19 protein-coding genes are annotated in these 25,255 nt (G+C 48.2%); 6 read left to right on the top strand and 13 right to left on the bottom strand.

Annotated features, from left to right (window positions below):
- Positions 1–19: 19 nt before the first annotated feature.
- The 9 genes from hypF to hyaA (JYB87_RS09490) all read right to left on the bottom strand — a co-directional run bounded on the left by hypF (position 20) and on the right by hyaA (JYB87_RS09490) (position 12,317).
- Positions 20–2,389: a carbamoyltransferase HypF gene (gene hypF, locus JYB87_RS09530; RefSeq protein ID WP_207353278.1), complete on the bottom strand. Its 2,370-nt coding sequence runs from the start codon at positions 2,387–2,389 to the stop codon at positions 20–22.
- Positions 2,389–4,095: a NiFe hydrogenase gene (locus JYB87_RS09525; protein ID WP_207353277.1), complete on the bottom strand. Its 1,707-nt coding sequence runs from the start codon at positions 4,093–4,095 to the stop codon at positions 2,389–2,391. Before JYB87_RS09525 ends, hypF begins: the two co-directional genes overlap by 1 nt.
- Before the next feature lie 94 nt (positions 4,096–4,189).
- A complete protein-coding gene (locus JYB87_RS09520) occupies positions 4,190–4,789 on the bottom strand; it encodes a HyaD/HybD family hydrogenase maturation endopeptidase (RefSeq protein ID WP_207353276.1) in 600 nt (199 codons plus the stop codon).
- A 7-nt stretch (positions 4,790–4,796) separates the two neighbouring features.
- A complete protein-coding gene (gene cybH, locus JYB87_RS09515; RefSeq protein WP_207353275.1) occupies positions 4,797–5,468 on the bottom strand; it encodes a Ni/Fe-hydrogenase, b-type cytochrome subunit in 672 nt (223 codons plus the stop codon).
- Positions 5,469–5,479: 11 nt separating this feature from the next.
- Positions 5,480–7,183 carry a nickel-dependent hydrogenase large subunit gene (gene hyaB, locus JYB87_RS09510; protein WP_207353274.1) on the bottom strand — a complete coding sequence of 568 codons (1,704 nt, stop codon included), beginning with the start codon at positions 7,181–7,183 and terminating at the stop codon, positions 5,480–5,482.
- A gap of 4 nt (positions 7,184–7,187) precedes the next feature.
- The gene (gene hyaA, locus JYB87_RS09505) at positions 7,188–8,324 is read right to left on the bottom strand and encodes a nickel-dependent hydrogenase small subunit (protein ID WP_207353273.1); all 1,137 of its coding nucleotides are present in this window, start codon (positions 8,322–8,324) and stop codon (positions 7,188–7,190) included.
- 469 nt (positions 8,325–8,793) lie between these two features.
- Positions 8,794–9,462 carry a Ni/Fe-hydrogenase, b-type cytochrome subunit gene (gene cybH, locus JYB87_RS09500; protein ID WP_207353272.1) on the bottom strand — a complete coding sequence of 223 codons (669 nt, stop codon included), beginning with the start codon at positions 9,460–9,462 and terminating at the stop codon, positions 8,794–8,796.
- Between the two features lie 10 nt (positions 9,463–9,472).
- Positions 9,473–11,176, bottom strand: coding sequence for a nickel-dependent hydrogenase large subunit (locus JYB87_RS09495; RefSeq protein WP_207353271.1), 1,704 nt, complete (start codon positions 11,174–11,176; stop codon positions 9,473–9,475).
- Positions 11,177–11,180: 4 nt separating this feature from the next.
- On the bottom strand, positions 11,181–12,317 hold the full coding sequence (gene hyaA, locus JYB87_RS09490; protein WP_207353270.1) for a nickel-dependent hydrogenase small subunit: 1,137 nt from the start codon (positions 12,315–12,317) through the stop codon (positions 11,181–11,183).
- A 313-nt stretch (positions 12,318–12,630) separates the two neighbouring features.
- On the opposite strand from hyaA (JYB87_RS09490), the gene JYB87_RS09485 reads away from it, so the two are divergent.
- Entirely contained in the window at positions 12,631–13,290 is a 660-nt protein-coding gene (locus JYB87_RS09485) for a response regulator (RefSeq protein WP_207353269.1), read from the top strand.
- 2 nt (positions 13,291–13,292) lie between these two features.
- Positions 13,293–14,672, top strand: coding sequence for an ATP-binding protein (locus tag JYB87_RS09480; protein WP_207353268.1), 1,380 nt, complete (start codon positions 13,293–13,295; stop codon positions 14,670–14,672).
- Positions 14,673–14,701: 29 nt separating this feature from the next.
- Here the strand turns inward: JYB87_RS09480 and nikR are convergent, their stop codons facing one another.
- Both nikR and asnS read right to left on the bottom strand, forming a co-directional pair.
- Positions 14,702–15,115 carry a nickel-responsive transcriptional regulator NikR gene (gene nikR, locus JYB87_RS09475; protein ID WP_207353267.1) on the bottom strand — a complete coding sequence of 138 codons (414 nt, stop codon included), beginning with the start codon at positions 15,113–15,115 and terminating at the stop codon, positions 14,702–14,704.
- A 117-nt stretch (positions 15,116–15,232) separates the two neighbouring features.
- Positions 15,233–16,633 carry an asparagine--tRNA ligase gene (gene asnS, locus JYB87_RS09470; protein WP_207353266.1) on the bottom strand — a complete coding sequence of 467 codons (1,401 nt, stop codon included), beginning with the start codon at positions 16,631–16,633 and terminating at the stop codon, positions 15,233–15,235.
- A gap of 193 nt (positions 16,634–16,826) precedes the next feature.
- Between asnS and JYB87_RS09465 the strand changes: the two genes are divergently transcribed.
- On the top strand, positions 16,827–17,162 hold the full coding sequence (locus JYB87_RS09465; protein WP_207353265.1) for a hypothetical protein: 336 nt from the start codon (positions 16,827–16,829) through the stop codon (positions 17,160–17,162).
- Between the two features lie 23 nt (positions 17,163–17,185).
- Here JYB87_RS09465 and JYB87_RS09460 read toward each other — a convergent pair whose 3' ends face one another.
- Positions 17,186–17,764, bottom strand: coding sequence for a CoA pyrophosphatase (locus JYB87_RS09460; RefSeq protein WP_228729832.1), 579 nt, complete (start codon positions 17,762–17,764; stop codon positions 17,186–17,188).
- 35 nt (positions 17,765–17,799) lie between these two features.
- Positions 17,800–19,227: an aminodeoxychorismate synthase component I gene (gene pabB, locus JYB87_RS09455; protein ID WP_207353264.1), complete on the bottom strand. Its 1,428-nt coding sequence runs from the start codon at positions 19,225–19,227 to the stop codon at positions 17,800–17,802.
- A gap of 246 nt (positions 19,228–19,473) precedes the next feature.
- On the opposite strand from pabB, the gene JYB87_RS09450 reads away from it, so the two are divergent.
- The 3 genes from JYB87_RS09450 to JYB87_RS09440 all read left to right on the top strand — a co-directional run bounded on the left by JYB87_RS09450 (position 19,474) and on the right by JYB87_RS09440 (position 25,246).
- Positions 19,474–20,991, top strand: coding sequence for a fumarate hydratase (locus JYB87_RS09450; RefSeq protein ID WP_207353263.1), 1,518 nt, complete (start codon positions 19,474–19,476; stop codon positions 20,989–20,991).
- A 73-nt stretch (positions 20,992–21,064) separates the two neighbouring features.
- Positions 21,065–23,125 (top strand): dipeptidyl-peptidase 5, encoded by a 2,061-nt coding sequence (locus tag JYB87_RS09445; RefSeq protein ID WP_207353262.1) that lies wholly within the window; start codon positions 21,065–21,067, stop codon positions 23,123–23,125.
- Between the two features lie 468 nt (positions 23,126–23,593).
- Complete coding sequence (locus JYB87_RS09440) at positions 23,594–25,246, top strand: glucan biosynthesis protein G (RefSeq protein WP_207353261.1); 1,653 nt, start codon at positions 23,594–23,596, stop codon at positions 25,244–25,246.
- The last annotated feature ends 9 nt before the right edge of the window (positions 25,247–25,255 follow it).

The following is a 25,255-nucleotide window of genomic DNA, read 5'->3' as shown; positions in this document are numbered from 1 at the left end:
GTGAAACCGCCTTGACGGTTTAGTGCGATCCTTTCTCAGTTTGCAGTTGATGCAAACCATACCAAAGCTGTCCAAGGGCAATACCGCCATCGTTTACGGGCACCAGTCCCTGTGGCAACCAAGAGATGCCTTGAACAGTAAATTGTTGCTGACAGAATTCGGTTAGGCACCGATTCTGAAATACACCGCCGGTGAGCACCACCGGCAATGCGGTTGAAAACTGTTGTTGCGCATCTATCGCCGCCGCGACAACGGCACGACCAAGCGCATGAATAAAGCCAAGGGCTAGGGCGTCGACATCAATACCGGCCAATCGCGCAGCGACAATCTCAGCAAATAGCGCTCGCGGTTGCCAAATACCTAATGCTAATTGACTATCAGCTTGGCGTCTAAGCGTTAAAGGATAAGGTAAAACATCATTTGCTAATGCGCGCCTTGCCGCAGTTTCGACCAAAATTCCAGCTTGGCCTTCGTATAAAGTGTGCTGCATTAGCCCGAGTAACACAGCTAACGCATCAAATAAGCGGCCAATGGAATGGGTCAGCGGCATTTTACCACTTTGCATCACCCGCTTAAGGTTATTTAACTGGCTAATTTTGTGTTCGGCAAAACACGGTAATTGCAGCAACTGCTCATGATTGAAGTGGTCACACAGCAGCGAATAGGCAAGTCGCCAAGGTTGTTTAATGGCTAATTCATTTCCGATGAGCGCAAATGGCTCAATAGACGCTAGACGCTGATATTGCTGGTTATCGGCCAAGAGTAACTCGCCACCCCACAGCTCGCCGTTATCACCAAGCCCTGTGCCGTCAAAGCTAAAGCCCAGCACTTGCCCTTGGTAATCGTTTGCGGCCAATGTCGCCAGCACATGGGCGTAATGGTGTTGCACTAACAACTTGGGGGCTTCATGCCGTTCCGCCCACTGGCTAGAAGCGTACTGTGGATGAAGATCGCGCACGATCTGCTGCGGTTCGATGTGATACAGCCGCTGAAAACTGGCCAGTGTGCGCTTGAAATAGCTTTCAGCGCCAATGCTAAATAGATCGCCGATGTGCGGGCTTAAACAAAGGTTGTTGCCGATATTGAGTGCTAAGGTGTTTTTTTGCTGTGGCCCAACCGCCAACAGTGATGCCTCGGTTGCCGACAGACTTTTGCTTGGCAACATCAGGGGGGCGTAGCCACGGGCAAGCCGCAGTACTTGAATTTCACCCCCACAGACCTGCACCACAGAATCATCACAGCCGTTGAGAATAGGGCGGTTATGATCTAACACACCATCTACCACAGCAAACGGCTCATTGGCCAATTGGCTAATGATATCAGAGCTATCGGTGATAATCGGCTCGCCAGAGAGATTGGCACTGGTGGCAACCAGCGGAAATTCGAGTGCGTCAAGTAACAAAGTATGCAGCGGCGTATAAGGCAAAAACAAACCAATACGGTCAATCTCAGGGGCCACTGCAGCACTCAACGGCTTAGTAGTGCCATCATCGCGTTTAGCCAGCAATACAATCGGGCGCTCTTGACTGGTGAGCAGCTGCCATTCAGTGGCTGAACCTTGCGCATAAGCTTGTGCCATGTCGAGATTGGCCACCATAACAGCTAGAGGCTTGGCCGGGCGTTGTTTGCGTTGCCGTAACAGATTCACCGCTGTATCAGAGGTAGCATCACACACTAAATGAAAACCGCCCAAGCCCTTGATTGCGAGGATTTCGCCGCGCTTTAGTGCGGCAACCGTCAGCGCAAACGCTTCACCGCGCTCAGCTTGCTGTTCACCTTTTGTATTCAAATAACGCAGTTGCGGGCCACAGGCTGGGCAACTTACAGGCTGTGCGTGATAACGTCTATCGAGCGGGTTTTCATACGCTGCTCGGCATTCGGCACACATCTCAAACGCGGCCATTGAGGTGTTGCTACGGTCGTAAGGCAGCTTGTTGATGATGGTGTAGCGTGGACCACAGTGGGTGCAATTGACAAACGGATAACCGAAATGGCGATTGTGTGGGTCACGCATCTCTGCAAGACAGTCTGGACAGCTGCTTTTGTCACTGCTGACTATCGTTACTGCGTGTTCTGATGTTTCACTTTGATTGATAGCAAAAACGCTGATGCTGCTATCAACTTCTATGTCTTGATGTGTAATGGCGTCAATACGGGAAAGTGGCGGCCGTTGTTGGTAAAGCGATTGATCAAAATAATTGATGGCAGTAGCTGAACCTTGGACTAAAACCGTCACGCCCTCACCGTTATTCAGCACGTATCCTACTAACTCCCAGCGCAGCGCCAGTTGATAAATCCATGGACGGAATCCCACTCCCTGCACAATGCCTTGCATGTGGTAGCGACGTGCAACCGTTTGGATGGCTCTGGCGGGAGTGGCGATGGTCATTATTTGCCTCGGCGTTGACGCAGGTAAAGCGCTCCGGTTGCAAGCAAAGCACCATCTAGGTCTTGGCGTTGGCTTGATGCCATCGGGAAGTTTTTCCCTAGGCGTAAGCTCAGGCGTTTCACCAACACTGGGTTGGCAAATTCGTCACCGGCAAGATAAACGCATCTGATACCAGTATTGACATCTAAACGCTCGATCCAATTAGCGAGGTAATCGGCCAATGAGTCATAAACGGCAAAGGCGAGGTTGGCTTCATCTTCGTCGCCAGCAACGCGGAAGCTCACTAAGGTGCCCAAGGTTTGTGCCCAATCAAAGCTGCTTTCAACGCCTTCGGCGTACTTGGTCAACGGAAAGTCGATACGTGGCGAATTTGGCGCACGGTTGCTCATAGCGGCGGCCACAAAGGCTTGTGCCAATGCGCGTGGTGAATCAGCTTGCAAACCAACAATCACCGCACTCACGGCCCACAGCGCTTCAAGCGATGCAACCTGAGTCACGCTGGTTAAATCCAGCGCCAGTAGACGTTGATAGATGTCAGCATGGGTTTCGTTGAATTTGCCCCACACCTTGGCATATTCACTTTGCTGCATGATGGCATCAATCTCTGCACCAGTTTTAGGCAAGCGTGGCAGGGTGATAAAAGTACTGAAATTACCTTTGCCATCACGGGTCAGAATTTTGCTGTCATGCTGATTGCTGAAATAAAGCACGGCGTAGTTTTTGTCGGTACCGTATTCGGCGCCTAATCCTAACGCTGCACATTCAGCGGCATTGATTACCGAGGTACTGTCCCACACTTTTGTGTCAGCGCTTATGGCCGTTTCAATCACGGGCTTTTTACGGTTGCCGCTGGCATGGGCGACATAATCACCAAAGCGAACATCATCGTGCAGCGGTTCAATCACATTGACGCCGCAGCTTTCGTTGCTGAGACTCACTTGCTGGGCTTTGACCTGTACATCGGCTGTCAGTACGTTGGCAAATACCGCGCGCTTAGCGCCGCTGATGTAAATCCAGTTAACACCTTTGACACGCAGCAGTTCGCACAACACTTGTTGTAACCGAGTTGCGGCAAACCCAACCGGCAATAATGCTTGCGCCAGTTTGAGATCTGCATGCGGCTTCAACAGCAGCAGTGGCTTCTCAATTGATGACAGCGAAAGCACTTGGCGATTTTCCAGAATAAACTGCTGACTCAGAGTGTTCGGGTTACAAATCAACACGGCGCAATCGTCTGCTGCAATTGGCGAACGGCTGAGCTCAATGGTGCCGACTGTATCTGTTAAACGGACGCTATTGCCATTCAACAGCTGCTGAGCAAATTGGATTAAATCCGCCGGTTGCATTGCTGCTAATGCGGGCAGGGCGTTGATTGCATCTGCGCCGTGGCAATGATCGCAAGCTAAGGTCAGTTGACCAAAGTGCGGGTGCATATTGTCACCAAATTGCGGTTGGCAATGTTGGCAGAATGGCAACGAAGCAGGCTCGCCCATTAAAGGCTTATCCGTACCTTGACGTTGTTTGACTGCAATAATCCGTGAGTCCAGCAGGTAGGTGCTTAACAAGAAATCTTGTGCCAAAGAATTCGCGAGTGCCTCTAAGTTCGCTTGTTCACCTTCAGCCTCGATGAAATAGCGCCATACAATTGGTAATTGCAGCGCTTGTGCTTCAGGATCAGGACGGACGATTTCAATACCTGTTGTCAATGTTAGCGACTGATAATTAAGGTATTGATTGCATAAGTGGCCGTACCAAGGAACTTGACGAGAACAGTCAAACTCAAATCTCAAAAGTTTCATATTAGTTAATATCCTGCGGGTCCTGACCTTGTGGTTTATGGCCACTTTCTCTATCGCCCATTGATAGGCGTGGGATGTAGGATTGCGGAATCAGCTCGGCAATATCGACGTTAGCGATTTTGTTGCAGTGCCAGCCGAGTTTAGTGAGATAGTTGATCAGTGTTTTTTCCATCAGCGGAACCGCAGCGGCAATGCGCTCGGTTAAGCCTAATGTCATAGGTTCAATCACGGTAGGTGTCACCCCAAGCACCATGGTATGCGGACGGTCGCCCATCATCTCCATCATGGTCAGGGTTTGCAGCATTTCCACTTCGTGGGCGCTGCCTTGCCAGTCAATTTCTGGCGGCGCGTTATCAAAATCGAAGAAATAAACTTCTCCTGGGGCACAGCCAGCGGCATTGACTGTGTCGACCACAATCAAGGCTTGGTATTGCGCCAGAATGGGGGTTAACCCTTGCGCAAGTGTGCCTCCATCGAGCATCACTAATTGATGCTCTGGGTGAGAAAATTCATAGTTTTCATGAATATAATTGACAAAATGTACGCCGATGCCTTCATCGGCGTACAAGACATTGCCAATTCCCAACAGCAATGTGTTCATTGGGCTCCTAGTGCTCTTCTGGGTGGTAGTCGTAACCAGATACAATCGCGTCCACAGAGTTGTGTTTAAAGCGAATACCTGTCCAAACTGCCATGTAAACGTGAATAACGACAAAGATCACGAATACCCAGGTGATGTAGTGGTGCCAAATGCGCACCCAAGCTAAACCACCCAACAGCTCAGTGCACCAGCTCGCAATGCCCCACAATGAACCACCCAAGGCTTCGTGGTAGATGTTGGCGTAAAGTACCAGACCTGAGATACAGATCAGGAACGCCATCACCGAAACCATGAGGTAGGTCACATATTGCAGTGGGCCATAGACACCAGCTTTGTGCAATTTTCCCATCCACAAGTAGGACTTAAGTTGGGTAATCCAGCTTTTTACGCTCATCACGTCTTTCATTGAGCGACGTTCGATGTCGCTCTTGCTGAAAAAATACAAATAAGCGCGCGCTAGGGTAATTGCACACAAAACAAAGCCAAAAATCAGGTGCGAGAAGCGGATCCAACCTTGTACGAGTACGTCAGTTGAAGCGGCTCCGACAACAAATGGCCATGATATATAAAAGCCTGTTGCGACCAATACCGTAATTGCCAAGGCACGCAGCCAGTGAAAAATACGGATGGCGGCGCTGAAGACTTTCACCTGTTCAAAGGGAACTCCTGCTTTAGCCATGTCACACCTCCTTAACAGGCGTTTGGGTCAATGCGGAACTCGCCCAGAGATTGACCTTTGTAATCCATCACGTGTACCGCACATGCCATGCATGGGTCGAACGAGTGGATAACACGGATAACTTCCAATGGCTTAGTTGGATCTTCCAGTTGCAGCCCTACCAGAGACGCTTCATATGGACCTACTTTGCCGTTGGCATCCACAGGACCTGCGTTCCAAGTCGTTGGCACCACAGCTTGATAGTTTTCAACCAAACCACCTTTGATGCGGATCCAGTGACTCAGCAGACCACGTGGCGCTTCAATCATTGAGTGACCGACGTACTCTTTGCTTGAATCAATTTGTGGTTCGATATAAGTCGCTTCGTCAGATTGCATGTTGCTCAACAGTGCATCGAAGGTTTCCAAACCGTGTTTGGCAACGATACACGTTTGTACCATGCGCGCAGCAGTACGGCCCAGGGTAGTGAACAGTGCTGCAACAGGCAGACCAGTCACTTGCAGCAGTTCATTTACGGCATCAACCACGACTTTGTTGCCTTTGGCATAGTTAACCAACAGACAAGCTAACGGGCCTACTTCCACTGGTTCGCCATCATAACGTGGTGATTTCACCCAGCTGTACTTGTTGTCGCCATCCAGTGTTGGCAGTTTGCCGTACACTGTGTCGCGCTCAACCAAACCGGTGTAGTTAGGGATGGTAGTACCGTCATATGGATGTTGTGCTTTATCAGCGCTATACCAAGAGTGAGTGACGTCTTCGGCAATCAGATCTGGATTCACATCAGTCACTTTGCTCAGATCGCCGTTCATGATCACACCTTGTTGGAAGATGTATTCTTGATCGCCAATCACGAACTCATTGGTACACATAAAGTTTTTGATTGCTACTCCGCCGAGTACTGAAGGTTCAGTACCGAATGCAGATGCGGCCATGATCACGTCAGCTTTATAAGCGCGTTCGATAAAGTCTTGAACGATTGCGTGTTTTTGTTTCCACTCTTGCAGACGCGCTGGGCTCAGCATGTCACGTACAGATGTCACACCACCAACAACCAATGATTGTGGGTGAGGTTGCTTACCACCGAAGATAGCCAGCATTTCTGCTGCAACACGTTGTACTTCCAACGCTTTCAGGTAGTGAGATAAAGCAATCAGGTTTTGCTCAGGAGAGAACTTGTAAGTTTTATTACCCCAGTAGGCGTTAGCAAATGGGCCTAACTTACCCGTTGCCACAAAGCCTTTGACACGTTCTTGTACCGCACGCAGTTCACCATCGCTGGTCGCGATTGGGTTGTGAATGTATTCGTGTGCCAGTTGTGATGCTTTAACTGGGTCAGCGCTCAATGCAGACACAACGTCTACCCAGTCCAAACCGTGCAGGTGATAAAAGTGCACAATGTGGTCATGCATAAACAGTGACGTTTGCATCAAAGAACGCAGATAACGCGCATTCAATGGGATTTTCAGACCTAAAGCGTTTTCTACTGCTTCAGTGCCACAACGGTAGTGTGAATAGGTACATACACCACAGATACGTTGTACCAACAGACCTACGTCCATTGGCGTACGGCCTTTGAGGATAACTTCCAGACCGCGCCACAGCGTTGAAGAAGACCAGGCCTTCTGTACAACATTGTTTTCATCGACTTCCACTTCAATACGCAGGTGGCCTTCGATACGGGTAATTGGGTCAATAACGACGCGTTGATTCATTTAATTAGTCCTCCTTGGAACCGGCAAATACACTAGCAACAGCATGCGCGCCGATGCCAACAACGGTCGCTGCGAGAATTACACCACCGATGGTGTCAGCAGTTGCATCCAGACCGTGTATCAATTGACGGCCAAGCGGTTTTTCAAAGTCTGCCATGTCATCCCAGAAGTTAGGTTCTGAACACCCCATACAACCGTGACCGGCCAGTACTGGCCAACTTACGTGATGGTTAAAGCGTTCAGTTGGGCAGTTGTTATAGGTATAAGGACCTTTACAACCCACTTTATATAAGCAGTAACCTTCTTTTGCGCCTTCATCGCCGAATTTTTCAACGAATTCACCGGCATCGAAACGACCACGACGTTCACAGTTGTCGTGTACGCGCGCGCCATAGGCCCATTTTGGACGGTTGAACATGTCCAGTGCAGGCAGACGACCAAACATCACGAAGTACATTAATGTACCCACGATGTTTTTCTCACTTGGTGGGCAACCACCCAAGTTAACAACTGCTTTATCAACCACTTCATAAACGCCTTTTGCGCCGGTTGGGTTTGGTGCAGCCGCTTGAACACCGCCGAATGATGCACAAGTACCGACAGAAATAATCGCAGCAGCGCCTTCAGCAGCTTCTTTGATGATTTCCATACCTGTGTGGCCTTTACAACCCACAGTCAGGAAGGTGCCGTTGTTTGCAGTAGGTACTGCACCTTCGACGGCTAACAGGTAGCTACCTTTATATGCATGCAGCGCATGTTCCAGGTTTTCTTCTGCTTGCCAACCAGCTGCTGCCATCAATGTTTCATGATATTCCAGCGAAATGTGGTCGAAGATCAGTGAATCGAGGTTTGGTGTATCGGTACGCACCAATGACTCAGAACAACCAGTACATTCTGCAAGGTGCAACCAGATCAATGGGACACGGTCAGCTAATTCAGCAGCTTCTGCCACCAGATTGGTGAAGGGCAGAGGCAATGCTAATAATGCAGTAACTGAAGCGCTCCATTTCATGAAATCACGACGAGTGATCCCAAGCTTAAGCATACGTTCTTGTAATGAGGTTTCTTGACGAGGAGGAAGTTGGCGTAATGCCTCCAATCGCTTCCGACCTTGTTCAAAAAGGGCTGAATGTGTGTCCATGTTTTGACCTTTAGTGTTTTTGAACGGGCTTTTTTGCGTTATAGCTCACACAGCTAATCGAAGCGATCTTAGAGGTGGAACCACAATAGTTGTTTGAGATACATCAATTTTTGCGCTTAATTGCGACGTGAAAAAAAATTAGATTTTTAGAATATGAAGAGGATCAATTATAAATGGCCAAATTGAGACATTTTGACCAAGTCTGCGACTACGGTGATTTTGACTGGAATTTAGCGCATTTTTCGTCATTTTTGCCGATTTTGCCCCACTTTTGCGCATTTATAAATCAGTTGGAATAATTACCAATCAATTAAACAATTTGATAACAACTCCATTAATCGGTGTATTCGGTGTTATGGCGGTTACCGAACTTAGTTCGGTATAGTGGCTAACAAACCAAAAAAAATGTGATCTAAATCGTGATGAGACATGATTTAGATCACATCAGTTTTTAATCGAGTTTTATCGATTAATGTTTAGGGTGGTAATCGTAACCAGACACAATCGCATCAACTGCATTGTGCTTAAAGCGGATACCCATCCAAACTGCCATGTAGATGTGGATCAGCAAAAAGATGATGAATCCCCATGTCACATAGTGATGCAGAATACGCACCCAAGCTAAACCACCAAACACTTGGGTTAACCAAGCGGCACTGCTCCATAGCGCGCCGCCCAAACCTTCGTGATAAACGTTGGCATACAGTATCAGCCCGGTTAAACACATAAAGGCGGCCATTAAACTTACGCCCAAATAGGTCATAAACTGCAGCGGGCCATACACACCTTTATGATCGAGGTGTCCAATCCAGAAATAGGATTTAATTTGAATAATCCAGCTGCGAAAATTTTTCACGTCTGCAAATGAACGACGTTCAATATCGCTTTTACTGAAAAAGAACAGATAGGCGCGCACTAGGGTGACTGCGCAAAGGGTAAAACCGCAGACCAAATGGCCATAACGAATCCAGCCTTGCAGCAGTACATCTGTGGTATCTGCACCCACGAGATACGGCCATGAAATATAAAACCCTGTTACGGTCAAAATGACGATAGACAGCGCCCGTAACCAGTGAAATATCCTGATGGCGGCACTGAACACTTTGACCCGTTCATAATCGGGTGTAGTAGTTGCCATAATTTCCTCCTTAGGCGGCGCTTGGACCGACACGGAACTCACCCAATGATTGACCTTTGTAATCCATCATATGAACAGAACATGCCATGCATGGGTCAAATGAGTGGATAATACGCAGCACTTCCAATGGTTTTTTCGGATCTTCCAATTTCAGACCGAGCAGTGAAGCTTCGTAAGGGCCAATATTGCCGTTGGCATCTTTTGGACCTGCGTTCCAAGTCGTAGGCACCACAGCTTGATAGTTTTCCACCACGCCGTTTTTAATCCGTACCCAGTGACTTAGCATGCCGCGTGGCGCTTCAATGAATGAGTGGCCGATATATTCTTTGTTTGGATCGATATTCGGTTTGACGTACAGCGTGTCGTCGCTGCCAAGGTTAGTCACCAATGCATCGAAGATCTTGTCACATTCATCTGCCAGAATTTCGGTTTCGATCATCCGCGCTGCGGTACGCCCCAAGGTGGTGTACAGCGCTTCTAACGGCAAACCGGTTTCTTTTAAGAAGCTGTCGATCGCATCAACCACTTTCTCGTTTCCGCGAGCATAGTTCACCAGCAAACACGCCAGTGGGCCAACTTCCATTGGTTTACCGTTATAGCGTGGTGATTTTACCCAGCTGTATTTACCTTCATTGTCGAGGGTAGGCAGTTTGCCATAAACGGTATCGCGCTCTACATAATCGGTATATTGAGGAATGGTCGTTCCTTCATATGGATGCTGTGGTTTATCGGCTCTGTACCAAGAGTGAGTGACGTCTTCTGCCACCAAGTCTGGGTTAACATCTTCCACTTTGCTCAAATCGCCATCATGGATCACCCCTTGGTGATACAAGTGCTTGCCATCGGCGCCGTAGAATTCATTGGTACAAATAAAGTTGTGCACGTTCACGCCGCCTAGCACTGAGGCTTCATCACCAAAGGCTTCCGCTGCCATCAGAATGTCAGCATGGTAAGCGCGTTTGATAAAGTCACGCACGACGTCGTGTTTGGTTTTCCACTCTTGCAGGCGCGCTGGGCTCAGCAAATCACGAATCGAGGTCATACCGCCAACGACGACTGACTGTGGATGCGGTTGCTTACCACCAAAAATCGCCATCATTTCAGCTGCAACACGTTGGATTTCCAAGCCTTTCATGTAGTGCGACAACGCAATCAAGTTTTGCTCAGGGGTAAAACGATAGGTTTTGTTGCCCCAATAGGCGTTAGCGAATGGGCCTAAACGACCTTTATCAACAAAGCCTTGCACACGTTTTTGAACTGCACGCAGATCGCCTTCACCAGCCGCGATAGGCTCTGCAGTGTAACGAGTGGCAATTTGTGCCGCTTTTGCAGGATCAGCGCTCAAAGCTGACACTACGTCAACCCAATCCAGTGCGTGCAGATGATAGAAGTGCACCAAGTGATCATGGTAGTGCAGGGCGCTCATCATCAGCGAACGCAGGTATTTAGCATTCACTGGGATTTCCAAGCCAAGTGCATTTTCAACAGCTTCGGTACCACAGCGGTAATGCGAGAAGGTACACACACCACAAATACGTTGTACCAGCAGACCAACGTCCATTGGGGTACGGCCTTTCAAAATCACTTCAATGCCGCGCCACAGAGTAGAAGAGGCCCAGGCTTTTTGAATCACATTCTGTTCATCTACTTCAACTTCAATGCGCAGATGGCCCTCAATACGCGTAATGGGGTCAATGACAACACGTTGATTCATTTAATTAGTCCTCTTTGGAATTTGCAAAAACACTAGCAACAGCATGCGCTGCGATACCTACAGCAGCGGCACCGAGAATGACACCACCCACTGCATCGGCGCTGGCATCAATGCCATGCAATAACTGACGACCAAGAGGTTTTTCAAAATCTGCCATATCGTCCCAGAAATTAGGTTCTGAGCAACCGATACAACCGTGGCCCGCCAATACTGGCCAGCTCACGTGGGCGTTAAAGCGTTCGGTTGGGCAGTTGTTGTAGGTATAAGGGCCTTTACAACCCACCTTATAGAGGCAGTAACCATCTTTGGCGGCGTCATCGCTGAACTCTTCAACGAATTCGCCTGAGTCAAAGTGACCACGACGTTCACAGTTGTCATGCACCCGAGCGCCATAGGCCCATTTTGGACGGTTAAACATATCCAGTGCCGGCAAACGACCGAACATGACGAAGTACATCAGTGTGCCAACAATGTTCTTTTCACTTGGTGGGCAGCCACCTAAGTTGATCACCGTGCGATCGATTACCGCGTGCACGCCTTTAGCGCCGGTAGGGTTTGGCGCGGCCGCTTGCACACCACCAAATGATGAGCAGGTACCGACTGAAATAATGGCGGCTGCGCCTTCTGCAGCTTCTTTTACCACTTCGAGCCCAGTTTTACCTTTGGCACCGACTTTCAGGAAAGTACCACCGTTTTTAGTCGGTACTGCACCTTCAACCGCAAGTAGGTAATTACCATGGTATTTTTCCATGGCGTGTTCGAGGTTTTCTTCTGCTTGCCAACCGGCCGCAGCCATCAGCGTCTCGTGATATTCCAGTGAAATATGATCGAAAATAAGGGTATCGAGATCTGGGGTATCTGCACGGGTTAATGATTCAGAGCAACCAGTACATTCTGCCATATGCAACCAGACTAGGGGCACACGGTCGGCGAGTTCGGCGGCTTCTGCCACTAAGCTACTGAAGGGAAGAGGTAACGCGAGAAGTGCGGTAATTGAGGCACTCCATTTCATAAAATCGCGGCGAGTGATGCCGAGTTCTAACATTCTATCTGTTAATGATTCTTGCTGACGAGGCGGCATTTGCCTAAGCGCATCCAGCCTTTTTCTGCCTTGCTCAAAGAGTGCTGCATGAGTTTCCATGGATTAACCTTTGTTATTTTCTAGTTGCTTCAGGTGAAGTTCTGCAGAACTTCTATTATTGTGTTTCGCGAGAATTCGCGTATGAGTGTCGAAAATTGATACGGATCATATTTTGCACCTAACTCAACAAATGTAAGTAATGTAACTAATGAAAAAGTGAGCTAGATCAATAAAAAATCTTGATGCTGAGAAAAATCTAATTTAGGGAACTCACGACTGGCTTGAGACTCCATAGTAGGGATAACCATCAGCAGTTGAGATCGTGGTAAGCTATCAGTCCGCGATACTTGGCGGAGTTTAAAAGCGAACAATTATGCGCATACTGTTAATCGAAGATAATGATCTCCTTGCTCAAGGATTGGCGTTGAGCTTAGAAAAACTCGATATTCAAGTCGACCATGTCACCACCATCAAGCAAGCCGAACTGGCCATTCATAACGAAGCGCTTAGCGCGATTATTCTGGATTTAGGCTTACCGGATGGTAATGGCCGTACCTTGTTGCAGCAGTGGCGGCGGCGCGGGATCGATATCCCTACCATCGTATTAACCGCTAACACCGACTTTGATACCAAACTGGCGTGTTTAGATATCGGTGCCGATGATTACCTTGCCAAGCCCTTTGATGTGCGAGAACTGGTAGCACGCATTAAAGCCATTGTGCGGCGTCATCACGGCATGTTTGAAAACAAACTCGCGGTGGGAGCATTGACCATGGATCTGAATACCCACGAAGTCAGCTTTCGCGGCGAAACTGTGCAGTTATCACGGCGGGAATATCAATTATTACTGGAGCTGGCACAATCCAGCGGTCGGGTATTGACCCGAGCGCAACTGGAACAGCTGACTTATGGCTGGGACGAAGTCGGCAGCAACTCAATTGAAGTGCATATTCATCACCTGCGTAAAAAAACGTGTACCGAGTTGATTAAAACCATCCGCGGCATTGGCTACACCTTGGCAGAAGTGGAGTAGCTATGTCATTGCGCTTAACCCTCATTGGGGTGATGTTACTGGGTATTTCACTTTCCATCGGGATTTCGACGTGGCTGAGTACCCACGATTCAGAGCGCCAGATTGAAGAGATTTTTGATGCGCAGATGCTGCAAAGCGCCAAGATGTTGGAGCTTTTTTATGGTGCCCAACCGCTCGAACATCGTCGCAACCTGATTGGCCATCCGCTGTTGTTGGATATCAAGCAAGCCAAAGTAGAAACTTTTCATGAAGATGCCAACGCTGAACAATTGGCCTATGAGAAAAAGCTCGCGTTTCAGATCTGGAGTGCCAACGGCGATTTACTGATGCGTTCGGTCAACAGCCTGACGACACCTATGACTGAATTTGCCATTGGCTATCGTGTGTTAACCATGGATCAGCGCCTTTGGCATGTGTACACCTACTATTCAAAAGGCAACGATGTATGGATTATCACCGGACAGCGTAATGACGTACGCCAAGAGTTGGTCGATCAAATCATGGGCAATAGCTTGATTGGCCCGGCGTTTATCTTTCCGTTGGTTGCGTTGCTAATGATATTTCTGTCCTACTGGTTATTTGAGCCTGTACAGGCCTTAGCGCGCAAGCTCAAACAACGTTCGCCGGCAGATCTTACGCCGATTAAGATGAAACTCCCTTCTGAACTTGTGCCGGTGCGCGATGCGATGAATGGCTACATCGAGCGGATTGGCGATGCCATGGTGCGTGAACGTAAATTTAGTGGTGATGCCGCCCATGAGCTAAAAACCCCATTAGCCATCATTAAATTGCATCATCAAGGTTTGGCACAATCGAGCTCAGAACAAGAGAAGCAACTGCATCACGCCGCGATAGATAAAGGGATTGTGCAGATCAGCCATACCATTGAACAGTTACTGCTGCTGTCTCGAGTAGATTCATTAGCGGCGTTAAATGTGGCGCCAGTCGATGTTGAAACCATCACCAACGACGTGCTGAGCGACTTGCTGCCACTGATTGAGCATTATGATTGGCAGTTGCAATTTGCTCCACAGCTTAAGGTGCTTGGCGATGGCTTTTATCTCAAATTGGTATTGAAGAATATTATTGAGAACGCCTGTAAATATGCCAACGAACAAGGGCCGATAACCATCCATACTTGGGCGGAAGAAGCCCAAGGTATGGCGGTAATTCAGGTGTTGGATTCAGGCCCTGGCTTAGAAGAAGCCGCATGCCGCCAAATTAAAGAGCGCTTCTTTCGCGTGGCGGGAGAACATATTGCTGGCTCTGGATTGGGCTTGTCGATTTGTGCTCAGATTGTTGAATTGCATCGCGGTCAATTGGATATCAAACCCGGGCAACCGCATGGTTTGGACGTTAGAGTGATTTTGCCGCTCGGTTGAGCGGCAGTTGCTGTTATATAGGTGTTACTTTACACCACGCCAGCTCTGCTGAGTCGGGCGAGATTGACCCCTTTCAATGCAGAAATTTGATTCACCAAATGATTCACCTCTTTAGCTTGGCCTTTCAAAATGATGGTTTCCAAGCAGCGGTGATGATCTATATGCACGTGGGTACTGCACAGAATATGCACCAAATGGTTATGTTGGATTTCAATCAGGCGTTCAGATAATCCACGTTGATGATGGTCAAAAATCAGTGTCAACACGCCCACCACATCATCAACGCTGTCATTCCACTGTTTATCAACAATGCGGTCGCGAAACAGATCGCGAATATACTCCGAGCGAGATTGATAACCGCGGGAGGCAATATCGGTTTCAATTTCTTCAAATAACGATTGCGGTAGGGAAACGGTAAACCGTTGAATTTCATCGTTTGCCACGGGGATTCTCCGCTAAAAACTAGGACGAGCACTTTACTGTGTTAGCACGCTAATGTGTGAGACGTATCGCGCGCTTATAAAACAAAAACGCGCCTTGCGGCGCGTTTTCTGCAGCGATTAGAAGTTCGCTGTGCGTGGTGCGCGAGGGAATGGGATCACATCGCGAATGTTGTTTACACCTGTCACATAAGACACTAAGCGCTCAAAGCCTAGACCGAAACCTGCGTGAGGTACTGTGCCGTAACGACGCAGATCGCGATACCACCAGTAATCTTCTGGGTTCAGATCCATTTCAGCCATACGGGCATCCAGCACGTCCAAACGTTCTTCACGTTGTGAACCACCGATGATTTCACCGATGCCAGGTGCCAACACGTCCATTGCTGCTACTGTTTTGCCATCTTCGTTGAGGCGCATGTAGAAGGCTTTGATATCTTTTGGATAGTTCTTCACCACCACAGGGGCTTTGAAGTGTTCTTCGGCCAGATAACGTTCGTGTTCTGACTGAAGGTCGATACCCCATTCAACTGGGAACTCAAACTGCTTGTCGCAGTTCTTCAAGATTTCAACGGCGTCAGTGTAATCCACCTGAGCAAAGTCGCTATCAACGAAGTTTTTCAAACGCTCGATAACAGTTTTGTCTACGCGTTGTTCGAAGAATTGCAGATCGTCCATACGTTCTTGCAGTACGGCATTGAAGCAGTACTTCAACATGCCTTCTGCCAGTGCGGCTACGTCATTCAGTTCAGCAAACGCAACTTCTGGCTCAACCATCCAGAATTCCGCCAAGTGGCGGCTGGTGTTTGAGTTTTCAGCACGGAAGGTCGGGCCGAAGGTGTAGATTTTTGACAGGGCACAGGCGTAGGTTTCGCCGTTCAATTGGCCAGACACAGTCAAGAAGGCTTCTTTACCGAAGAAGTCTTTATCGTAATCTACTTTACCTGCGTCAGTGCGAGGTAGGTTTTCCATGTCCAGAGTTGATACACGGAACATTTCACCGGCGCCTTCACAGTCAGATGCGGTGATTAACGGAGTCGCAACCCAGATGAAACCGTTTTCGTGGTAAAAACGATGAATCGCTTGTGATAGGCAGTTACGTACGCGCATCACAGCACCAATCAAGTTAGTGCGTGGACGCAAGTGTGCCAGTTCGCGCAAGTGTTCAACACTGTGGCGCTTAGCGGCCATTGGATAGGTGTCAGGATCTTCGACCCAACCAGCCACTTCCACCTGAGTGACTTGCAGCTCGAAATCTTGGCCAGCGCCAGGGCTTTCTACGACTTCACCTGTCACCACAACAGAGCAGCCAGCAGTTAAGTGCAGCACTTCGTCATTGTAATTAGGCAAGCTATTTGGGACTACGCCTTGGATCGGGTCGAAACACGAACCGTCATAAATCGCCAGAAACGAAATTCCAGCTTTTGAATCACGGCGAGTACGAACCCAGCCACGGACTGTGACTTCGCTTCCCACCGGATGCTCACCTTTAAATACAGATGCGACAGATGCAACACTCATTATTGCTTTGAACTCCACTAAAATAATAACTGCCTGCTTTGTCGTCGTTTTCTTGGCTTTTGCCTCGATAAGCAACGATATTGATCACACAGGAAAAAATTTGGACGTTTATATTACCTTGCTGGTGGCTTTTCTCAAGCTGAAAAAGGTATTCTTCATATCCTTCAAGGATATTAAGTGGCAGGAGGTCGATATGAGCAAATTGCGCATATTGCAATTATTACTCGCCATCCTATCAATTGCAGGGTGGGGCTTAGCGGTTTATGCCTTACTGCTGTTTGACGATGCACGCCCAGATCGGCAGGTGGGATATTTTTTAAGTCGTGGTGTACCGGTGCGGCTAAATTGGGACCCGGTGGCGACTGCCCATCTAGAGCAAATTATTTGGGCCTGTGCCGCGATCAGTTTTTTAAGCTTGTTGGTCAATTGGTATTGCGCCAGCCACAGCCGTATGGGCTATTGGTTTAACATTCCGCTATTGCTGATGGTGTCTATTACCTCAGGCCTTTACTTGATGTTCCTGATCTAAGCTTTTGCGGCGATAACAGCGAGCTAATTTTTTGAAAGCTGGCGACAAAGGGTATCAATAATTGCTGCAGTGGCGCCCCAGATTAGCCTTTGTTGGTATGGGATAAAAGTAATAGGAATCAAATGGTTGCTGCGAGGTAGCCACAGTGTGTGCCTGTGTTCGTGTGCCATCAAAAAAGATAAAGGCACCGTAAAACTTTCAGACACTTCTTGGGCATCTAAGCTTGGTGTGAATGGCTTATCTATGATGCCCACCACTGGCGTAATCGAAAACCCCGTGAGGGTATTGTGCAGTGGTAACACCCCAAGCACCTCAACTTGCTCGGGGGCAAGGGCTACTTCTTCCCACGCTTCGCGCAGCGCGGTGTGCACCATTGAGCTATCTTGTGGCTCTGGCTTACCGCCGGGAAATGCTATCTGCCCTGGATGCGCTTTTAAATGATCGGGGCGCAGAGTTAATAACAGTTCGACGCCATCGGGTGTTTCAGAAAACGCCATCAATACTGCGGCTGAACGCAATGAAATCCCCTTGGTGTTGACCACCCGTTGCTGCGGATTATTGGACAACAAAAAATGGGTACGTAATTCAGCCAGGGTATTCACAATTATTCCTCAACGCATTGCCAGTGTCTGTGCTGCTAATTTGCTAATACAGGCAAAATCTTACTGACTTTGTCGAAGCTTTCTTGGTATTCGGCTTCGCCATTTGAGTCTGCCACAATGCCGCCGCCCGCCCAGCAATATAGCTGTTGCTCAGTGGCTAACAAGGTACGAATAGTAATGCTGCTGTCCATTTTGCCGTCCTGACTAATATAGCCAATCGAGCCACAATAGATACTACGCCGCGATGGCTCTAATTCGTCGATGATCTCCATCGCGCGTACTTTGGGGGCGCCGGTAATAGAACCGCCGGGAAATGCCGCGCGCAACAGATCAGTTGCCGAATGATTTAGCGCCAAGGTGGCTGTTACTGTACTGACTAAATGATGCACCGCAGGAAAGCTTTCAATGGCAAACAGCGATGGCACTTGCACTGTGCCGGCTTGGGCCACTTTGCCAATATCGTTGCGTAATAGGTCAACAATCATCAGATTTTCGGCGCGATTCTTCTCTGACTGCTGTAATTCAGCAGCAGCCTGATTATCTTCGGCGAGATCGCCGAAGCGCGGCGCAGTGCCCTTGATTGGCTTGGTCTCAATCGTACGGTTTTCGCCAATTTTCAAAAACCGTTCTGGCGAGATAGAGATAATCACTTTATCGTCCCAATCCCAATAAGCGGAAAATGGTGCAACGTTATGTTCTCTCAGGTTCAGATAGGCTTGCCATTCGTCCCCTTGGTAATGGGCAGAAAAACGTTGGGTGAGGTTGATTTGATAACAATCACCGCTGTGCAAATACTGTTGGATTTGTTCAAACCGTTGCAGATATTCCGCTTTTGAAAGCTGTGTCTGCCAATTTGACGTTAATTTGAATGGCAAAGGCGCATGCGCAGGAGATTGCTCAAGATGTTTACTCACAAGTGCCGACAAACGCAGCGCTAAGGCGGGTAAATCGATATCTTCGCGCACTGATACCAACTGCCATTGTTGGCCAATGTCTTGGGTAGCATCGCGCAGCAACGCCCAGCCATAAATCCCGGCTAATAAACGCGGAAACGCAATATCGTTACTTGCACGATTGGGTAACTTTTCAATGTTACGGCCTAAATCGTAACTGAGCGCCATCATAGCGCCGCCACTGAACGGCAAAGAGGAGAGCGTTGGCTGCGGGAAAAACTGCTTCAATTGCTGCTGTAATAAGGTGAGCGGATCACAGATCGCACTGGAAAACTCAGCTTCAACGCTGTTATCGGCGCGCAGCAGCAGGGTGCTTGTTTCTTTGGTGATCAGTCGGCACAGCGGTTCTGCCGTCAAAATATCGTAACGCGCATCAACATGGTCAGCATCGGCAGAGTCTAACAACACTGCATAAGGCAACGTCTTAATGGCGGAGAAAACGTCGGTGGTTGCATAGCGCCAATCAAGTGTAATTTGGTGAATCGCTTGAGAATTTGAGATGTCGGACATCCTTTAATTAACCTGAAATGTGATATAGCCCAAATTGTAGTGAGAGGGTATTATACTTGGCAACCTATACCAAGAGAACCAATCTGGCTTCCGTAAGCTCGTATTTTGAAACGAGTTTACTAAGATACATTATGTGAGTTTTTACGTGAGTATTGACTGTGATGCGATGTTTGGCGGGTTTTGGGGCGTACCGCCAAACAAGGTGTCATTAAGATGGAAGCGACAGATAGCCAACGGAGCGCAAACATGTCTGTTATTAAGCAAGCCGATTTCATCGACAGTATTGCCGATGCACTGCAGTATATCTCTTATTACCACCCTAAAGATTTTATCGATGCCATGGCGGAAGCCTATGAGCGTGAGCAAAGTGCTGCCGCTAAAGATGCCATCGCGCAGATCTTAATTAACTCGCGCATGTCTGCTGAAGGACATCGCCCATTGTGCCAAGACACAGGTATTGTGACCTGTTTTGTGTACGTTGGTATGGGCGTGCAGTGGGATAAAACAAACATGACCATCCAAGAGATGGTTGACGAAGGTACTCGCCGCGCCTACACCAATAGCGACAACACCTTACGCGCCTCGATTGTGGCCGACCCAGCCGGTAGCCGTAAAAACACCCGTGATAACAGCCCTGCGGTTGTGCACTTAGTGTCAGTGCCGGGGGATCATATTGAAGTGGCTATTGCCGCCAAGGGCGGTGGTTCAGAAAACAAATCCAAGATGGTGATGCTTAATCCGTCTGATGATATTGCCGCTTGGGTGGAAAAAACGCTGCCAACAATGGGGGCCGGTTGGTGCCCGCCAGGCATGATCGGCATCGGTATTGGTGGTACTGCTGAAAAGGCCGCTGTGATGGCCAAAGAAGCCTTGATGGAAAGTGTCGATATTCATGAACTTAAAGCGCGTGGTGCAGAAACGACCGAAGAAAAACTACGGTTAGATATTTTTGAACGTGCTAATAACCTCGGGATTGGGGCGCAAGGTCTGGGCGGCTTAACCACAGTACTGGATGTGAAAATCAAAACGGCACCGACTCATGCGGCATCAAAACCTGTGGTGATGATCCCTAACTGTGCGGCGACTCGCCACGTCCATTTCCATTTGGATGGTAGTGGTCCTGCGCATCTGCCGGTTCCATCATTGGAAGATTGGCCAGAAATCACCCGTGAAGCTGGCGGTAATACGCGTCGCGTGAATCTTGATACCGTTACTCAAGCCGATATCGAGACTTGGCAAAGTGGCGACACACTGTTGCTGTCAGGTAAGATGTTGACCGGTCGTGACGCGGCGCATAAACGTATCCAAAGTCTGCTTGAAAGTGGTGAAGGTTTACCTGAAGGCGTTGACTTTACCGGTAAGTTTATCTATTACGTGGGCCCCGTTGATCCTGTGGGTGATGAAGTCGTAGGTCCTGCGGGCCCAACCACCAGTACTCGTATGGATAAATTCACTGAGATGATGCTGTCGAAAACCGGACTGATGGGCATGATCGGTAAAGCCGAGCGTGGTCCAGCAACTGTTGAATCCATTAAAAACCATAAAGCTGTCTATCTAATGGCGGTTGGTGGCGCTGCGTACCTTGTGTCTAAAGCGATTAAGAAGGCGCGAGTGATCGCTTTCGAAGATCTAGGAATGGAAGCAATTTATGAGTTTGAGGTTGAGGATATGCCTGTTACTGTAGCGGTTGACTCTAACGGGGTAAACGCTCACGATACTGGTCCGGCTATTTGGAAAGTTAAAATCCAAGAAGCGAAAGCGTGATGTTTTCCAAAAGGGGCCAAACGGCCCCTTTTTTAATTTGCTAAATCATTAAACTCCACAAGAAGAGCTATAGATGAAAATCAACAAACTTGGGTTAGCCATGTTGGCGGCAGGTGTGTCTGTTGCTGCAGTGGCCGCTGAACAAAACCCTTTCACCGTTCAAGATCTGGTTAAGTTAAATAAAGTTCACTCTGCCACAATTTCGCACGATGGCACCAAACTGGTGTACGGCCTCAAAGCCGTTAGCGAAGATGGCAAAGCTAATTCAGATTTGTATCTGCTTGATTTAACCAACAAGGATGCCAAGCCATATCAATTAACCAGTGCTAAAGGCACTGAACACGATGTCAGCTTCAGCAGTGATGACAACAGCATCTATTTTGTGGCCGCGCGTAACGGTAGCAGCCAGCTGTATCAACTGCCATTAACCGGCGGTGAAGCTCGCCAAGTGTCAGAGCTGCCATTAGATATCGACGGCTACAAACTGTCTGATGATGGTAAACAAGTGGTGATGAGCATTCGTGTGTTCCCAGAATGCGACACACTGCAATGCTCTGCCGATAAATTCAAAGCGGAATCTGAGCGCAAATCGACTGGTCGTGAATATAGCCAATTGATGGTACGCCATTGGGATACATGGTTTGACCATGCGCGTAACCATTTGGTAGTGGCTCCGATTGTCGATGGCAAGTTGGGTACAACCGTTGATGTGACTCAAGGTCGTGATACCGAAACCCCGCCAAAACCCTTTTCTGGCATGGAAGAGGTGACCTTCACCCCTGATGGTAAATACGTAGTATATAGCGCCAAAGCGCCATCAAAAGACCAAGCGTGGACCACCAACTACGATCTGTGGCAAGTGCCCGTCAGTGGTGGCGAAACGATTAATTTAACCGCGGATAACATTGCTTGGGATGCCCAACCAGTATTTTCCGCCGATGGGCGTTATATGGCCTATCTTGCGATGAAAAAGCCAGGTTTTGAAGCCGATCGCTATGGCATCATGCTGCGCGATACTGTGACCGGTCAAACCAAAGAAGTGGCTCCTTTGTGGGATCGCAGCCCATCATCACTGAGTTTTGGTAAAGACAACAACACCCTGTACGTCACTGCCCAAGATGTGGGGCAGGTGTCAGTTTTTGCTATTAATACTCAATTTGGCGATGTGCGTCCCTTGTATAACGATGGTGCTAACAGCCTGATTGGTATTGCGGGTGAACGTTTAGTTATTCGTCATTCTTCGCTGGTTGAACCGGGCGATCTATGGTCAATGAATATGGATGGCCAAGATTTGCAGCGTTTAACAGATGTTAACCGCGCCAAGTTGGACAAAATCAAATTCGGCGACTTTGGACAATTCAGCTTTAAAGGCTGGAATAACGAAGAAGTTTACGGTTACTGGCTAAAGCCCGCTAATTTTGAGCCGGGCAAAAAGTATCCGGTTGCTTTCTTAGTCCACGGTGGCCCACAAGGTTCATTCGGCAATAGCTTCAGCTCCCGTTGGAACCCTGAACTCTGGGCGGGCGCTGGCTATGCGGTCGTTATGGTCGATTTCCATGGTTCAACCGGTTATGGCCAAGCCTTTACTGATTCAATCAGTTTAGATTGGGGTGGTAAGCCGTTAGAAGACTTGCAAAAAGGCCTCGCAGCTGCCGCAGCACAGCAAGACTGGATCGATGCAAGTAACGCCTGTGCCTTAGGCGGTTCATATGGTGGTTACATGATGAACTGGATCCAAGGTAACTGGAATGATGGCTTCAAGTGTTTAGTGAACCATGCTGGCTTGTTTGATATGCGTTCTATGTATCATGTGACTGAGGAGCTGTGGTTCCCTGAGCATGAGTTTGGTGGCAGTTACGAACAAGCGAAAGATCTGTATGAGAAATTCAACCCAGCGAATTTTGTACAGAACTGGAAAACCCCTATGTTGGTTATTCACGGCGAAAAAGACTTCCGTGTTCCTTATGACCAAGGTTTGGCGGCATTTTCTTATATGCAGCGCAATAACATTCCGTCAGAGCTGCTGGTATTTCCTGATGAAAACCACTGGATTTTGAATCCTGATAACCTAGAACAATGGTATGCCAAAGTATTGGGGTGGATGGATCGTTGGACCGGAAAAAATAGCCAATAATTGGCTGACGTAACGTTGAAAAAAAACCAGTCAATTGACTGGTTTTTTTTATTATTTAGCGCAATATATTGTGCCAAATCTAATGCGAGCAATGTCGGCATCCGGCCATCCATTAACCTGTCATTAAGCTAGTGGACGCTAAAGTAGAGAGTCATTGAATGGACAGCAAATCTTCACCAATTTGTTAATTAATCATCTCAATTTTTCAACAGCTTTGCCGACATAAATTTAACGATACAACATAGGCGTTGCAAAAATTTTTCAGCTACTTTTCAACTTGATAATCTATTTTGTAAAAAATGAGCGAAAGATGTGTTAAAACAACGTCCTAAGTTAACAAAGCTTTTCTTAATATCTAATTGGTAGTAGCTTAGCGAAGTCAACCGACACCACTCATAATTATTAGGCCGATCGTGGCTGAACTCGATCCAACAAGTCTCTTTTTCATTGCGGAAGGTTAGTAAATAGATGTTAAGTCGAACCAGAAAATTTAAGGCGTTAACCCTATTGGTCTCAATAGGTCTTTGCGGCGCGGCTGTGGCTGGCGCTAATCCAACAACGCCGTTAGTTCTGGAAAACAAGGTTGAGTCCGTATTGGCGCCAAAACCCGCCACCGCTGAAGCCAATAAGCCGGATAATGCAGTGAAGGCGCAGTTTGCGAAAAGCGGCATTTTTAGCCCAAATACTGTAATGGAGTTGGCCAAGCAGTTGGCGGCTAAACCGTATCAAGCACCAGATGAAACCCTGCCTGAATCGCTCAATGCTTTGGATTACAGCCAGTATTCTGATATTCGATTTCGTCCTGATGAAGCGCTTTGGAAAGGGGCTCGCTTGCCTTACCAAATGCAGATGTTTCATCGCGGTTTTTACTACAAAAACAAAGTCGAGCTGGCGTTAGTCAACGGCAATTTAGCCACCCATTTAGCTTACAACCCCGAATATTTTATGACCGGGAATGCTTTTACCAAGCAATTGCCGAAAGGCGACATTGGTTACAGTGGTTTGCGCTTACATTACCCACTGAATCGCGCTGATTATTATGACGAATTATTGGTGTTTCAAGGGGCTACCTATTTTAGAGCTTTGGGCAAAAACGACAGTTACGGATTATCAGCGCGCGGCTTAGCGCTGCGCACTGCCGACCCAGCAGGGGAAGAGATCCCAGTATTTAAAGCCTTTTGGATTGAAGAGCCGCAAGCAGATTCCAATCTGATGGTGATTTACGCCTTGCTTGATAGCCCAAGTGTCAGTGGTGCTTATCGTTTTTCCGTGCGTCCAGGAGATAGCACTCAGATGGACGTTGAGGCTGTGTTGTATCCTCGTGTCGACCTGCAAAATATTGGCTTAGCACCTGAAACCAGTATGTTCAAACATTCGCTCAATGGTCGCCAAGGCATCGATGACTATCGTCCTGAAGTACACAACTCAGACGGGTTGTTGATGCTCAATGGTCGCAGCGAGCGTTTGTGGCGGCCACTGGCTAATCCAACCAATTTGCAGATCTCTGCCTTTATGGACAATGCTCCACAAGGGTTTGGGTTGATCCAACGGCAACGTAATTTTGAAGCCTACCAAGACGTGGACGCTAACTTTGAAAAACGGCCAAGCTTATGGGTGGAGCCGCTCGGCAATTGGGGACAAGGCGCCGTAGTGTTGACTGAAATTCCATCACAAGCGGAAATTCATGACAATATCGTGATGTTTTGGCGGCCGAAAGATGCACTAAAAGCTGGCGGTGAATATCGCTTGGCCTATCGCTTAACTTGGGGTAATGAGCCATCTATTAAACCGGGTACGGTCACCATTCAGCGCACCTCAAGTGGTCGAGCTGATATCTCTAAACCTACCGCGCGTCGTCTGTTTGTGATCGACTATCAGCTCAATGGCGCAAAACGCCCAGCCGTGTTGCCAATGGCTAAAATTGAGGCGAATGTCGGCACCATTAGCAATGTGGTGGTGCGAGAAAATAGCTACAACGGTGGCTACCGCGTGTCCTTTGAGTTTGATCCATTACAGGCCAATGTCGCTGAATTAAGAGCAGAATTGCAGTTTGATGAGCAAAACCCCAATGCCGCTGCGCCGGGCAAAGTTGAAACCTGGTTGTATCGTTGGTCGAAGTAACAGGAGCTA

It is taken from the genome of Shewanella avicenniae, from assembly GCF_017354945.1.
Taxonomy (GTDB): Bacteria; Pseudomonadota; Gammaproteobacteria; order Enterobacterales; family Shewanellaceae; genus Shewanella; species Shewanella avicenniae.
Note: the sequence above shows the minus strand (reverse complement) of the source record. Positions and strands in the feature narration are given on the sequence as shown.

What these genes read in the sequence shown, in the direction of transcription:
- hypF (WP_207353278.1), bottom strand. Translation starts at nt 2,389, where the DNA reads ATGACCATCGCCACTCCCGCCAGAGCCATCCAAACGGTTGCACGTCGC.
- JYB87_RS09520 (WP_207353276.1), bottom strand. Translation starts at nt 4,789, where the DNA reads ATGAACACATTGCTGTTGGGAATTGGCAATGTCTTGTACGCCGATGAA.
- cybH (WP_207353275.1), bottom strand. Translation starts at nt 5,468, where the DNA reads ATGGCTAAAGCAGGAGTTCCCTTTGAACAGGTGAAAGTCTTCAGCGCC.
- hyaB (WP_207353274.1), bottom strand. Translation starts at nt 7,183, where the DNA reads ATGAATCAACGCGTCGTTATTGACCCAATTACCCGTATCGAAGGCCAC.
- hyaA (WP_207353273.1), bottom strand. Translation starts at nt 8,324, where the DNA reads ATGGACACACATTCAGCCCTTTTTGAACAAGGTCGGAAGCGATTGGAG.
- cybH (WP_207353272.1), bottom strand. Translation starts at nt 9,462, where the DNA reads ATGGCAACTACTACACCCGATTATGAACGGGTCAAAGTGTTCAGTGCC.
- JYB87_RS09495 (WP_207353271.1), bottom strand. Translation starts at nt 11,176, where the DNA reads ATGAATCAACGTGTTGTCATTGACCCCATTACGCGTATTGAGGGCCAT.
- hyaA (WP_207353270.1), bottom strand. Translation starts at nt 12,317, where the DNA reads ATGGAAACTCATGCAGCACTCTTTGAGCAAGGCAGAAAAAGGCTGGAT.
- JYB87_RS09485 (WP_207353269.1), top strand. Translation starts at nt 12,631, where the DNA reads ATGCGCATACTGTTAATCGAAGATAATGATCTCCTTGCTCAAGGATTG.
- JYB87_RS09480 (WP_207353268.1), top strand. Translation starts at nt 13,293, where the DNA reads ATGTCATTGCGCTTAACCCTCATTGGGGTGATGTTACTGGGTATTTCA.
- asnS (WP_207353266.1), bottom strand. Translation starts at nt 16,633, where the DNA reads ATGAGTGTTGCATCTGTCGCATCTGTATTTAAAGGTGAGCATCCGGTG.
- JYB87_RS09465 (WP_207353265.1), top strand. Translation starts at nt 16,827, where the DNA reads ATGAGCAAATTGCGCATATTGCAATTATTACTCGCCATCCTATCAATT.
- pabB (WP_207353264.1), bottom strand. Translation starts at nt 19,227, where the DNA reads ATGTCCGACATCTCAAATTCTCAAGCGATTCACCAAATTACACTTGAT.
- JYB87_RS09450 (WP_207353263.1), top strand. Translation starts at nt 19,474, where the DNA reads ATGTCTGTTATTAAGCAAGCCGATTTCATCGACAGTATTGCCGATGCA.
- JYB87_RS09445 (WP_207353262.1), top strand. Translation starts at nt 21,065, where the DNA reads ATGAAAATCAACAAACTTGGGTTAGCCATGTTGGCGGCAGGTGTGTCT.
- JYB87_RS09440 (WP_207353261.1), top strand. Translation starts at nt 23,594, where the DNA reads ATGTTAAGTCGAACCAGAAAATTTAAGGCGTTAACCCTATTGGTCTCA.